11 protein-coding genes and 1 tRNA gene are annotated in these 13,026 nt (G+C 64.7%); 3 read left to right on the top strand and 9 right to left on the bottom strand.

The window, feature by feature from the left end; genetic code table 11:
* Positions 1 to 11: 11 nt before the first annotated feature.
* The 7 genes from A6F65_RS06865 to A6F65_RS06895 are packed head-to-tail and all read right to left on the bottom strand — an operon-like array spanning position 12 to position 9,078.
* The gene (locus tag A6F65_RS06865; protein ID WP_067787130.1) at positions 12 to 1,133 is read right to left on the bottom strand and encodes an NAD(P)/FAD-dependent oxidoreductase; all 1,122 of its coding nucleotides are present in this window, start codon (positions 1,131 to 1,133) and stop codon (positions 12 to 14) included.
* Positions 1,112 to 1,789: a methyltransferase domain-containing protein gene (locus A6F65_RS06870; RefSeq protein WP_067787131.1), complete on the bottom strand. Its 678-nt coding sequence runs from the start codon at positions 1,787 to 1,789 to the stop codon at positions 1,112 to 1,114. Before A6F65_RS06870 ends, A6F65_RS06865 begins: the two co-directional genes overlap by 22 nt.
* Positions 1,779 to 2,834: a type III polyketide synthase gene (locus tag A6F65_RS06875; RefSeq protein WP_067787133.1), complete on the bottom strand. Its 1,056-nt coding sequence runs from the start codon at positions 2,832 to 2,834 to the stop codon at positions 1,779 to 1,781. The genes A6F65_RS06870 and A6F65_RS06875 overlap by 11 nt, the downstream gene beginning before the upstream one ends.
* Positions 2,835 to 2,890: 56 nt before the next feature.
* On the bottom strand, positions 2,891 to 3,799 hold the full coding sequence (locus tag A6F65_RS06880) for an NAD(P)H-dependent flavin oxidoreductase (RefSeq protein WP_067787135.1): 909 nt from the start codon (positions 3,797 to 3,799) through the stop codon (positions 2,891 to 2,893).
* A gap of 8 nt (positions 3,800 to 3,807) precedes the next feature.
* Entirely contained in the window at positions 3,808 to 5,598 is a 1,791-nt protein-coding gene (locus tag A6F65_RS06885; protein WP_067787137.1) for an acyl-CoA dehydrogenase C-terminal domain-containing protein, read from the bottom strand.
* 16 nt (positions 5,599 to 5,614) lie between these two features.
* Positions 5,615 to 7,945: a 3-hydroxyacyl-CoA dehydrogenase/enoyl-CoA hydratase family protein gene (locus tag A6F65_RS06890; protein ID WP_067787138.1), complete on the bottom strand. Its 2,331-nt coding sequence runs from the start codon at positions 7,943 to 7,945 to the stop codon at positions 5,615 to 5,617.
* Positions 7,945 to 9,078, bottom strand: a complete 1,134-nt coding sequence (locus A6F65_RS06895) for a thiolase family protein (RefSeq protein ID WP_067787141.1) — start codon at positions 9,076 to 9,078, stop codon at positions 7,945 to 7,947. Before A6F65_RS06895 ends, A6F65_RS06890 begins: the two co-directional genes overlap by 1 nt.
* A 163-nt stretch (positions 9,079 to 9,241) precedes the next feature.
* Here A6F65_RS06895 and A6F65_RS06900 point away from each other — a divergent pair, with 163 nt between their 5' ends.
* Together A6F65_RS06900 and A6F65_RS06905 are read left to right on the top strand one after the other, a co-directional pair.
* Complete coding sequence (locus A6F65_RS06900; protein WP_083989302.1) at positions 9,242 to 10,942, top strand: long-chain-fatty-acid--CoA ligase; 1,701 nt, start codon at positions 9,242 to 9,244, stop codon at positions 10,940 to 10,942.
* Positions 10,939 to 11,352, top strand: coding sequence for a MerR family transcriptional regulator (locus A6F65_RS06905; RefSeq protein ID WP_067787143.1), 414 nt, complete (start codon positions 10,939 to 10,941; stop codon positions 11,350 to 11,352). The genes A6F65_RS06900 and A6F65_RS06905 overlap by 4 nt, the downstream gene beginning before the upstream one ends.
* A 46-nt stretch (positions 11,353 to 11,398) precedes the next feature.
* Here the strand turns inward: A6F65_RS06905 and A6F65_RS06910 are convergent.
* Together A6F65_RS06910 and cpdR are read right to left on the bottom strand one after the other, a co-directional pair.
* Positions 11,399 to 11,473, bottom strand: a tRNA-Val gene (locus tag A6F65_RS06910).
* Between the two features lie 69 nt (positions 11,474 to 11,542).
* The gene (cpdR, locus tag A6F65_RS06915) at positions 11,543 to 11,917 is read right to left on the bottom strand and encodes a cell cycle two-component system response regulator CpdR (protein ID WP_067787145.1); all 375 of its coding nucleotides are present in this window, start codon (positions 11,915 to 11,917) and stop codon (positions 11,543 to 11,545) included.
* 147 nt (positions 11,918 to 12,064) lie between these two features.
* On the opposite strand from cpdR, the gene A6F65_RS06920 reads away from it, so the two are divergent.
* Complete coding sequence (locus A6F65_RS06920) at positions 12,065 to 12,961, top strand: N-formylglutamate amidohydrolase (RefSeq protein WP_067787147.1); 897 nt, start codon at positions 12,065 to 12,067, stop codon at positions 12,959 to 12,961.
* Positions 12,962 to 13,026 lie beyond the last annotated feature (65 nt).

Consider the following 13,026-nt stretch of genomic DNA (forward strand, 5'->3'; position numbering starts at 1 on the left):
CCTAGCAGAGCCTAGGCAGCGCGCAAGTCAGCCAGATCGGATGAAGGGGCGGCAATGCGCGCCCGGTCCGCATATCCGGCGACGAGGGAGGGGAACATGCGGGCAAGCGCGATGCCCGCCCGCGCGCCTAGCCGCGTCTCCGCCGCGTGCCATGCCAGCGAGGCGAGGCGTATGGGCTTGCGGGCGCGGGCGGCAAAATCGTGCTGGAAAGCGCGGGCATCGCCGCTGTCATGCCAATACTGGGCCGCCATGATGCCGCTCGCCAGCGCAATGGAGATGCCTTCGCCGGCGAGGGAGGGGATGACTGCGGCCTGGTCCCCCAGGCGCCAGATTCTGGCCTCCGTTTCCTGCGCGACATAGCCATAGGGCACGGCGCCGATCGTATCGAAACGCCCTTCGCGCCAGCCATCGCCCAGCCGCGCGGCAAAGGCGGGATTGCCGTCCGCCACCTGCGCAAACAGCGTTTCGGGCGAGCTGTCCGCGTCCCGCAGCGCGCTCTTGCGCAGGGCCAGGCAGATATTGGCGGAGCCGCCTTCCTGCAGGACGATACCGGCGTATCCGCCCGGGAACAGGTGCAGTTCGATGGCGGCCTCCAGCAGGGCCTCCCTCGCGGGCGAGGGCGGAAGGCGCAGGCGCAGGCCCAGCGCCGTGTCCTTGTGTTCGCGGGGCCGGGAGCGGCCGCGGATGTCATGCTTGCCACTGGCTAGGAAGATATCCCGTGCGGTCCATTCCTGCGTCTTGCCGGTGACATGGCCTGGCCGCACTTCGCGCACCGTGTCGAAAGCGATGCGCGCGCCTTCCTCCAGCGCCCTGGCTCGCAGCGCCGTGTCCATCGCGTGGCGCGAGAGGCCCCATGCGGCGTGGGGGAGGTCCAGCTCCGCTTCGCGCTTGCCGTCGAACAGGCGCAGCGTCGTTACGCGGTGCGCGCCCAGCGCGGCGGGATCGATGCCGAGGGAGCTCAACTGCTCGGCCGTGCGCCAGCTCAGGAAGCCGCCGCACAGCGGGTCGCCGACCGTCTCGTCCCGGTCGATCAGCAGCGGATGCGCATCCATGCGCGCAAGGCAAATCGCCGCCGCGCAGCCGGCCGGGCCGGCACCGACAATCGGCAGGGCTAGCGGATCCGCGATACGCATAGCCTGAAGGGGAAGCGGCGCTCCACGCGCGCCTGTGTGATGCCAGCCTGTTGCAGCAGCGGCTGCCATTCGGCCGGGCGATAGGACCGGGCGATGGAGGTATGTCCGTCGCTGCGAACGATCGGGTGCCAGCGCGCCAGTCTGGCCAGCAGCGGATAGCCGAGCCAGGCGAGGGCATGGCGGTGCAGGTCGTTGACGAACCAGCCGCGCGCGCTTTCCGCTTCCATGAAGCGAAGGAAGGCCACCAACTGGCCGTGCGTCATGTGATGGGCGACCAGGCTGGAGATGACGCAATCGAAGCCCTGTCCGGCAAAGTCCGCGTAATCGCCGGTGACGTAGGTGATGTCGCCGCCATGCGCCTCTGCCGCGGGTTTGCTTCGCGGATTCAGGTCTACTCCGACTAGCTCCACCTTCTGGCCGCGATCCTGTGCCCAGCGGGCGATGCGGCGCAGCATGTCGCCATCGCCGAAGCCGACATCGAGGATCTTCAGCGTGCGCGAAGTGTCCTTCACGCGGTCCAGGAAAGCGAGTGTCGGGCGATAGGCCATCGTCATGCGGTTCACCCACGCAAGGTCCGCCAGAAGCGCGCGATATGTGTCCGGATCGAGCGACGGATCGTCCATCAACTCGTCTGAGTGGAGGCGCTCAGTCAGCATCGGTCCACCCGAAGCGCAGCCCTTCCATCGCCAGGCCGGGTCCGAAGGCGAGGGCAATGCCGTGGGGCGGGCGGTCCGCCATCATGCGCTCCAGCACGAACAGCACGGTGGCGGAGGACATGTTGCCATTGTCCGCCAGTACGCCGCGCGAGTGGTCCAGCGCATTGGGGGCCAGGTCCAGTCCGCGCTCCACCGCATCTAGTACGGAGCGGCCGCCGGGATGCACCGCCCATGCCTTGCCGCGCCCATGCTCCAGCAGGTCCTGCTGCAGATCGCTGTCCGACAGGGCATCCGCCAGCCGCGCGGGCACTTCGCCCGAAAGATGCATGGCAAAGCCGGTATCACCGATGGTCCAGGTGATGAGCTCGCTCGATTCCTCCAGCGTGGCGGACAAACCATCGCCAAGGCCGAGCCCTTCGCCCGTGGCGGAGATGATCGCGGCGGCAGCACCGTCGGCGAATTGCGCCATGGCCAGCAGCCGCTCCAGATCGCCTGTCTGCTGCATGTGAAGGGTGCACAGCTCCACGGCCACGACAAGTACGCGTGCCGAAGGGTCGGAGCGGACGATATGCGCGGCACTGCGCAGCGCGGTGACCCCGGCATAGCAGCCCATGAAACCGATCAGCGTGCGCTCCACATGGTGCGCGAGGCCCAGCTTGCGGGCGATGACCTGGTCGATACCCGGCGCAATGAAGCCCGTGCAGCTTGCCACGACCATGTGAGTGACATCGCCCAGCTCCGGCAGCCTGCCGATTGCCTCCAGCGCAAGGCCCGGCGCGGCATCGGCGTAGCGGCGCATGCGGTCCGATGTGGAGGGGGAATGACCCGAATTGTAGAACGTGCCGGGCTCCAGCCGCGCCTCTTCGGGCGAAAGCACAGAATGGCGATGGGCGATGCCGCCGCGTTCCACCATGCGGCGCAGCAGCTTGCGCTGGCGCTCCTCACCCAGCTGCGCCGCAGCCCAGTCCGCGTAATTCGCGTGGACCTGGGCCTGCGGCACCGCCGTGGCGATGGCATTGATGCGCGGCTGATGCTGGTTGGTCATGCGTCCCATTCAGCAGCTTAACGGCTGGCAGGGAAGAGCGTGCCGTGTTCCAGCGATTATCCGGCGCAGAACTTTTCCTTGGCTTCGCGATATTGGGCGATCAGCTCTTCGGACAGCTCCTTCGCGGAACGGCTGGACTTGGTCGCACCGACGCCGTGGCCGGCGGACCAGATGGTCTTCCATGCCTTGGCTTCCTCGTTCAGCGACATTTCGCCCGGCGCGTGTTCCAGCGATGCGGCGTTGAGGCTGGGCGTCATGAAATTGGCGCCAACACCCGTCACCTTGTCGGTGTAGGTGATGTCCTTCATCGTCAACTCGGTCATCATCTGCTTCTGTTCGTCCACCGCCATGCTCTCATGCGCGGGGATGAAATGACTGCCAAGATAGCCGTAGTCGGCCCCCATCACCTCTGCAGCGGCGATTTGCCGCCCGTGGCTCATGGCGCCGGACAGGATCAGGATCCCGTCGAAGAATTCGCGGATTTCGGATGTGAGGGCGAAGGGGCTCATCTTGCCCGCATGTCCGCCTGCACCGGCAGCGACGGCGATAAGGCCATCCACGCCGGCTTCAGCGGCCTTCTGCGCATGGCGCACGGTGGTCACGTCATGGAACACCATGCCGCCGTAGGAATGCACCGCTTCCACCAGTTCCGACACCGCGCCGAGCGAGGTGATGATGAAGGGGACCTTGTGCTTCACGCACAATTCCAGGTCCGCCTGCACGCGCGGGTTGGACTTGTGAACGATCAGGTTCACGCCATAGGGCGCGTCGTCAGGGCCGAGCCGCTCCTGGATTTCCTCCAGCCATTCCTCGAAGCCTTCCGAAGTACGCTGGTTAAGTGCAGGAAAAGTCCCGGCCAGGCCGGCCTTGCAGCATTCCACCACAAGGTCCGGCCCGGAAACCAGGAACATCGGCGCGACGATGGCCGGGATGGCCAGCCGCTCGCGAAATTCAGCCGGAGTCATACCAACCGTCAAAACGCTTCTGCCGGCAGTTCCATCATGCTCTTCTTGCCAGCCTTGATTGCCATGAAGGCAGCCGTGGCGGGCGGCAGCAGACGGTCAAAGAAGTACTGCGCGGTGATGATCTTGCTCTTGTAGAACGACTCCTCATCAGTGCCTTCCTTCAGCTTGCGATGGGCAACCTGGGCTGCCTTGGCAAAGGTGTAACCCATGGCCACGAAGCCCAGCAGCTTCAGGTAATCGGTCGCGGCTGCGCCAGCCTCTTCCGGATCCTTCATGCCCTTCTGCGCGATGTGGCCGGTGCTCAGCTGCAGGGCGCCGAAGCTCTGCTGCAGGGCGATGACCATCGGGCCGATATCCGCATCGGAGGTGTTGTCCTCGATGAAATTGGACACCGGGTGGAAGAAGGCGCGCAGATTGCGGCCCATCTTGTGCGGCAGCTTGCGCCCGACGAGGTCGAGGGCCTGGATGCCGTTCGTGCCTTCGTAGATCTGCGCGATGCGGGCATCGCGGGCGAACTGTTCCACACCCGTTTCCTGGATGTAGCCGTGGCCGCCATAGACCTGCACCGCCAGATGCGCGCTGTCATGGCCGAGGTCCGTGAACAGGGCCTTCACCACCGGCGTCATCAGGGCGACGAAGTCCGCAGCGCGCTGCCGGGCTTCCGGTTCCTTCGCTGCGTGTTCGGCGTCGAGAGCGCGACTGACCCATGCGGACACCGCACGGCTGCCTTCGTTGTAAGCGCGCATGGTCATCAGCATGCGGCGCACGTCGGGGTGCACGATGATCGGATCGGCGGGGCCGTCCGGGTTCTTCACGCCTGACAGGGAACGGCCCTGCACGCGGTCCTTCGCGTAATATACGGCGGACTGGTAAGCGATCTCGCCCACGCCCAGGCCCTGGATGCCCACGGCCACACGCTCGGTGTTCATCATCAGGAACATGGCTTCGAGGCCGCGATGCTTCTCGCCCACGAGCCAGCCCTTCGATTCGTCGAAGCTCATCTGGCAGGTGGCGGAGGCCTTGAGGCCCATCTTGTGCTCGATCGCCGTCGCCTTGACGTTGTTGTAATCGCCCAGCGATCCATCGTCGTTCGGCAGGTACTTGGGCACCAGGATCAGGCTGATGCCCTTCACGCCCGGAGGGGCATCGGGGAGGCGGGCCAGCACCAGGTGGATGACGTTTTCGGTCAGGTCATGGTCGCCGGCACTGATGAAGATCTTGTTGCCGGTGACGCGGTAGCTGCCGTCGTCCTGCGGCTCTGCCTTCGTGCGCAGCATGCCCAGGTCCGTGCCGCAATGCGGTTCGGTCAGGCACATGGTGCCGGACCATTCGCCGCTGACGAGGCGGGGCATGTAGAAGTCCTTCAGGTCTTCGCTGCCATAGCCTTCCAGCGCAATGCTGGCACCCGTCGTCAGGCCCGGATAGAGGCCGAAGGACAGGTTGGCGGAACAGGTCATTTCCTCGACCATCTTGGCGAGCGAATGGGGCGCGCCCTGGCCACCGTATTTCGGGTTGGAAACCAGCGAGGTCCAGCCGCCATCGCGGAACTGGTTGTAGGCTTCCTGGAAACCTTTGGGTGTGCGGACAACGCCGTTCTCGATGCGGCACCCTTCCTGGTCGCCGGACCAGTTGATCGGCAGCAGCACGTCGCGGCAGAACTTGTTCGCCTCTTCAAGGATGGCGGCGGTCAGGTCGTCGTCGAAATCCTCGAACCCTTCGAGTTCGCCGAAGCCGTCGTCTTCATGCAGTTCGTTGATGTTGAACAGCATGTCGCGGATGGGAGCTTCATAGACTTGCATGTGCGTACCCTTTCAATCAGTTGCGAAGCGGCTTGCCGGTTTCGAGCATGTGCTCGACCCGTGCCTGCGACTTCGGATCCTTAGTTAAGCGCATAAATGCCGCGCGTTCCAGCTTCAGCATCTGGTCTTCGGTAACCGTCTCCGTCACGTCGGTGTCGCCGCCGGTCAGGATCCAGGCCAGTTCCTTGGACACGGTCACATCGTGGCTGGTGGCCTTGCCCTGCTTGTGGAAACTGTCGACCGCCAGCTGCAACGCTGCTGCACCGCTGGGGCCCGGCAGGTTGAATTCCGGCTTCTCGGGCGCGGTATAGCCATCGACCATCGCCAGTGCCTTCTGCTTGGCATCGAACAGCAGGCGATCGCGGTTCATGGTGACCTCGTCCGCCGGGCGCAGGAAGCCAAGCTCCTTCGCTTCGGCAGCCGACTTGGCGACCGTGGCGGTGGAGATGATTTCGAACACCTTGCTGACGGCCGGCATCGGACCGCGCGGCTGGCGCTTGTTCTGGCGCCAGCGATCCAGCATTTCGCTGCAGCCGCCCCAGCCGGGGATCAGGCCCACGCCGCATTCGACCAGGCCGATGTAGCTTTCCGCATGCGCCTGCACACTGTCGCAGTGCAGCAGGATTTCGCACCCGCCGCCCAGCGCCATGCCGGACGGAGCGCCGACCACGGGGAAGGGGGCGTATTTCAGCGCCTTGTAGGCATCCTGGCCACCCTTCACGAGCTTTTCGACTTCGCTCCACGCCGCGATGTTCAGCGCGAACAGCGCGAGGCCGAGGTTGGCACCGGCAGAGAAGTTGGAGCCTTCGTTGTAGACGACGAGGGCCTTGTATTCCTTCTGCACCAGCGGAACGGCCTTGCCGATCAGCTTCATCACCTCGTTATCGAGCGCATTCATCTTGCCTGTAAACTCGAGGCACAGGACGCCGTCGCCGATATCCCACAGCGCGGCGGAGCCGTTCTTCAGGACCGGTTCGGAATCGCGCTTGATGTCGGACAGCAGCAGCACGCCTTCGGCACGCTGGACGTCGTGATATTCGCCGTCCGTACCGAAATACTGACGCTTGCCGTCCTGCTCGCGGTAGAAAGTGCCGTCGCCGACCTTCTCGAGGATGGCGGGCACGGCAATGCCGTCTGCCGCCAGGCGCTCGCGCAGGTGCGCAGCGCCGATCTTGTCGATCATCTCGAACGGGCCGAACTTCCAGTTGTAGCCAAGGCGCATGGCCTCATCCACACCCAGGATCGTGGCGGTCGCTTCCGGCACGATGCTGGCGGCATAGGACAGGGTCGGGCCAAGCACGGCCCAGGCGTAATCGCCGACCTTGCCGTCTGCGGAGATGAGCGCCTTCAGGTCGCCCTTCGCAGCCGGGCCGCGCACGATGCCCGGACGGGCAGCAGCACGAAACTCGCCGGACTTGAAGTCGACAGCCTGCTTTTCCTTCTTATCGCCCACGCGGTTGAGGCGGTAGAAACCACCCTTGCCCTTGCGGCCGGTGTAGCCTTCCTTGATCAGCTTCTCGATCACAGGCTCGCTGCGGGCGATCTTCTGGTAAGGATCGTCCTTGGGCAGCGTGCTGGTGAGGCTCTGCTGCAGGTAAGGCATCAGGTCGAGGCCGACGAGGTCGATCAGGCCGAACACGCCGGTCTTGGGCACACCCATCGGGCGGCCACCGATCTCATCCGCTTCTTCCACGGTCAGGCCCTGGTCCACGGCGGCGTTGACCGCCTGCTGCAGCCAGAAGGTACCGATGCGGTTTGCGATGAAGCCGGGCGAATCCTCGGCATCGACGGGCGTCTTGCCCAGCCTGCGGTCCACGAAGTCGCGGACCATGTCGACGGTGCCGGCATCGCTGTGCGGGCCGGCCACGATCTCGATCAGGCGCATGTAGCGCGGCGGATTGAAGAAGTGCGTGACCAGGAAATCGCGCTTGAACGCATCGCTGCGACCGTCGGTCAGCTGCGCCAGCGGGATGGTGGAGGTGTTGGAGGACACGGCCGTGCCTTCCTTGCGCACCTTTTCCAGCTTTGCGTAGAGGTCCTGCTTGATGTCGAGCCGCTCGATGATGGCTTCCACGACCCAGTCGCACTCGGCGACCTTGTCGAGGTGATCTTCGATATTGCCGGTTTCCACCAGCTTGGCCGCGCGCTTGCCCATGAAGGGGGCAGGCTGCGTCTTCAGCATCTTGGCAACGGCACCTTCGGCCACGGCATTGCGGTTATCGCCATCCTTGGGGACGATATCCAGCAGCAGCACGGGCACGCCGGCATTGGCGACCTGGGCGGCGATACCGGCACCCATGGTGCCGGCGCCGATCACGCATACCTTATTGATCTGCTTGTCAGCCATTACGCGGCCTCCAGGATCGTCGCGATGCCCTGTCCGCCACCGATGCACTGGGTGACGAGGGCGTATTTCTTGCCTTCACGCTTCAGCAGGCTTGCCGCCTTGCCGACGATGCGCGCGCCGGTTGCACCCAGCGGGTGGCCGACGGCGATGGCGCCGCCATCGAGATTGATCTTCTGTTCCGGGATGCCGAGGTCGCCGATGCAAGCCAGCGACTGGCTGGAGAAGGCTTCGTTCAGTTCCACGATGTCGATATCGTCGATGGTCAGGCCTGCGCGGGACAGCGCCTTCTTGGACGCCTCCACCGGGCCGATGCCCATGATTTCCGGGGCACAGCCGCTGATGGCCATGCTCTTCACCTTGGCATAGACGGTAAGGCCGTTCTTGGCGGCGTAGTCCGCGCTGCAGACCAGCACGGCGGCGCAGCCATCGGTCAGCGGGCTGGCGGTGCCTGCGGTGACCGTGCCGCTTTCATCGAAGGCAAGCTTCAGGCCGGCAAGGTCTTCCGCCGTGGTGCCGGGGCGGGGCGTACCGTCCACTTCAACCAGGCCGCCATCGGTCTGGATCGGAACGATCTCTTCCTTGAAGCTGCCCTTTTCGACGGCCGCACCGGCCTTCTGCTGGCTCTTCACGGCGAAGGCTTCCTGCGCCTCGCGGTTGATTTCGTACTTCTTCGCGACGTTTTCCGCCGTGTCGCCCATGCCGACATAAGCGGCGCTCTTCTCGGCGAGCTTGGGGTTCGGCATCGGGTTGAAGCCGGTCATCGGCACGCGGCTCATCGATTCGACGCCTGCGCAGATAAACACTTCGCCAGCGCCCAGGGCGATCTGGCCAGCGGCATAATGCACCGCGCTCATGCTCGATCCGCAGAAGCGGTTCATGGTGATGCCACCGATGCTCTGCGGCAGGTCGCCCAGCAGCACGATCAGACGGGCGAGGTTGAAGCCCTGCTCACCTTCAGGGAAGGCGCAGCCCAGGACCAGATCCTCGATATCGTCGGCCTTCACGCCGGTTCGTTCGATCAGGCCCTTGATGGTGTTGGCTGCCAGATCGTCCGGACGGACCTTGGCAAGCGCCCCGCGGTAAGCGGGGTGGAACGGGGAGCGGACATAACCGGCAATGACGACTTCACTCATGATTTATTTGGCCTTTCGAATCGAAATGCGCGTTTGACCTTTTGCGCTGATTGATTACCATAGGGTTCGTGGCTTGACGTATAGGTTAAGCTGTTCGTTATGACAAGGGGCTGCGGCGCGCAATTTTCGGCGTGTCCGTGGGCCGCCCGGGAAAGGAATTGCCATGGTCGCGGCCAGCGCCGCCTCTAAGCCTGATGTGAACCGCGTCCTTGCGGAAGACGGTTCGCTGCGTCCGCGCCTGCTGACGGAACCGTTCCGACGGGCGGTGGACCTTTACCCTGACAGGGTGGGGATCGACTTCCTCGGGCTGGAATACACCTATGCCCAGATGGGCGAGGAAGTGGCCCGCGTGGCGCGCGGATTGCAGGACGCCGGACTTGGCAAGGGCGACCGATTCGGCCTGTGCCTTCCCAACACGCCCTATTCGGTGATCCTGTACCAGGCCGTGCTGGCGGCTGGCGGCGTGGTGGTGAATTTGAACCCGCTCTATTCCAGTGCGGAGCTGGACCACCTTATCCAGGACAGCGGCGCCAAGATGGTGGCCGTGCCGGACCTGGAGATGATCCACGGCAAGGTCGCCGACGGTTTCGGCAAGAGCGCGCTGGAAAAGATCGTGCTGTGCCCGATGGCGGATGTGCTGCCCACGATCCAGAGCTGGGGCCTGCGCCTGCTGAAGCGCAAGGAACTGGCCAAGCCCGTGCCGGGCGTACCCTACATCAATTACGGCGAATTGAAGGCGGCGAAGGGCGATGCGGTCGACCACGGACTGGTGCCGGACGACATTGCCGTGCTGCAATATACCGGCGGCACGACCGGACGCCCGAAAGGCGCGATGCTGTCGCACGCGAACCTGGCCGCAAACTCTGCGCAAATGCTCCTCCATCTGGGGGATGAACGGGACGTCCAGGAAAGAACGCTTGGCGTCCTGCCGCTGTTCCATGTCTTTGCGCTGACCTGCGTGATGAATTTCGGGATCGAGATCGCGGCCGAGCTGGTGCTGCTGCCGCGGTTCGAGATGGACCAGGTGCTGAAGACCATCAAACGCAAGCCGCCCACGCAATTCTTCGGCGTGCCCACCATCTACACCGCGATGGGCAATTTGCCGGACAACAAGGTGCCGGACCTCACCGGCGTGCGGGCCAGCATCTCCGGCGGTGCGCCGCTGCCGCTGGAAGTGCGCAAGCTGTTCGAGGAAAAGACCGGCTCGCCGGTGGTCGAAGGCTACGGCCTGACCGAAGCGAGCCCCATCATCGTGTGCAACCCGCTGCTGGGCCAGGGCCCGGTCAAGGAAGACAGCTGCGGCCCGGCCTTCCCGCATACTCAGATCGAGCTGCGCGATCCGGAGACGGGCGAGCTGAACGTGAAGCAGGGCGAGAAAGGCGAAGTGTGCGCCCGCGGCCCGCAGGTCATGCTGGGTTACTGGAACCGCCCGGGCGCGACGGAAAAGACCTTCGTGGATGGCGCGCTGAAAACAGGCGACATCGGCTATCTGGACGAGGACGGTTACCTGTTCCTGGTCGACCGCATGAAGGACCTGATCCTGTGCAGCGGTTACAACGTCTATCCCCGCGCCATCGAGGATGCGACCTATGAGCATCCCGCGGTTGCAGAGGCGGTCGCGATCGGCGTGCCGGACAGCTATCGCGGCGAAAGCCCCAAGCTTTTCGTGGCGCTGAAGGAAGGCGAGGAACTGACCGAGGAAGAGCTGAACGCCTTCCTGACCGAGCGGCTAAACAAGATCGAGATACCGCGCGAATACGAGTTCCGCGACGAGTTGCCCAAGACGCTGATCGGCAAGCTGTCCAAGAAGGACCTGGTCGAGGAAGAGAAGGCGAAGCGCGCCGCTGCAAAGGATGCCGCATGACCGCGCAGCAGAGCAGCGAGCAATCCGCCGATGGCGACCTGAAGAGCATCGCCGAGGTCGCAGAAGCTCTGGGCATCACCCAGCGCACGCTGCGCTTCTATGAGGACAAGGGCCTCATCCAGCCGACGCGCGTGGGCTCCATGCGCGTCTATTCGCGCCGCGAGATGGGCCGGATGCAGCTGATCCTGCGCGGCAAGCAGCTGGGCTTTTCCATCCGCGAGATCGGCGAGTTCCTCGAACTGTATGATGGCGATCGCAACCATGCGCGCCAGACCCGCACCCTGCTGGACCGCGTGCGCCAGCGGCTGGCCGACCTCAGTCACCAGCGCGAGGCAATCGACGAGACGATTGCCGAGCTGAAGAAGATCGAGGACGAGGCGCAGGAGCACCTCACCAAGCTGGAACGCTGATTTTCCGGGTATTTCTGGTGGAATTCGCGCCGCTATCCGGCTTCGATGGTGGGCGTACCAAGGTTCGAACTTGGGACCCCTACGATGTCAACATAGTGCTCTACCACTGAGCTATACGCCCGCACCATCGAATTGCCGGATGAACGGCAGGCGCGCCATCTAGCGGCGGGCCGGTTGGCTTTCAAGCCTTTTAGAGCGAGGCGGTCGCCGCATCCTCGAAAACCCGCTCAACCTCCAGCACGAGGTCGCGCAGGTGGAAGGGCTTGGACAGGATTTTCGCCTCCGGCGCCTCGCGGCTGGCCTTCAGGCTGACGGCGGCAAAACCGGTGATGAACATCACCTTCGTGCGCGGGCTCACCTCGGCGCAGCGCTGCGCCAGTTCGATCCCGTCCATCTCCGGCATCACGATGTCGGACAGCAGCAGGTCGTAATCCTGGTCTTCCAGCAGGGGCAGAGCGGCGGTGCCGCGGTCCACCGAATCGACGCTGTAGCCGGCGTTCTCCAGGGCCCGCGCGATATAGGTGCGCATGGACTGGTCATCTTCTGCCAGCAAAATTCGGATCATGGTCGGTCTGCTCCCTTGCGACGGGCACGGCCATAGCGCGCCAGCCGTTAAAATTCTCGTTCCAAACCGGCATTGCCCACATATGAGACATCCCGGGCCGCGAACCCTGCTTTGACAGCGGGCTGTGGACAGGGCAGCAGGAGCGTGATGAGCGAGCACGCGTTCCAGTTTTCCGGCAACATCCCCGCGCCGCCATTCACCCTCAGCCAATCCGGCGTTTCGCAGGTGCCGATCCTGATCGCAGTGCCGCATGCCGGTAGGGCATACGGCGCGGATTTGCTGGCCCGGATGCGGCAGCCGGACCTCGCCCGCCTGAAGCTGGAAGACCGGCTGGTGGATCGCATCGCGCAAATCGTCGCGGCCAATACCGGCGCGCCGCTGCTGGTGGCGCATGCCCCGCGCGCGCTGCTGGACCTGAACCGTGCGCCCGATGACATGGATTGGTCGATGCTTTCGGGCGCGCATGACAAGCGGCTGGCCCACAGGCGCGAAGGTCCGCGGGCAAGGTCCGGCCTTGGCATCATCCCGCGCCGCCTGCCGTCTTCCGGCGAGATTTGGCGCGGGCAATTGCCGGTGGAGGAATACGAGGCGCGGATCGAAGGCGTGCACCGCCCCTATCACGATGCGCTCGCCGCGCAGCTCGCCGCGATCCGGCGGCGCTGGGGCGCGGCGCTGCTGCTGGATCTGCATTCCATGCCGCCACTGGGGCCGGGCGGAGCGCAATTCGTTGTCGGTGACCGGTTCGGATCGTCCTGCGGCAGCTTCGTACCGGCACTCGCGCTCAGCACGCTATCGAGGGCGGGGTACACCGCCGGGCATAACCGGCCCTATGCCGGAGGATACGTGCTGGACCGTCACGCCGCGCCCTCTCGCGAGGTGCATGCCATGCAGCTGGAAATCTGCCGCAGCCTCTACCTGGACGAGGCGCTGGACGGGCCGGGGCCGGGTCTGGAGGAAACCGCAAATGCGGTGACGCAGCTCGTCCGCACCCTGGCCGCCGAAGTGGCTGCACGCGGGACCGCCGGGGCCATCGCTGCGGAGTAGCACGGCACTGCGGCGCACCGAGGACAGGCAAAGAAAAAGCCACCTCGTGCATGATGCCCGAGGTG

It is taken from the genome of Paraurantiacibacter namhicola (genome assembly GCF_001687545.1).
Lineage (GTDB): Bacteria > Pseudomonadota > Alphaproteobacteria > Sphingomonadales > Sphingomonadaceae > Paraurantiacibacter > Paraurantiacibacter namhicola.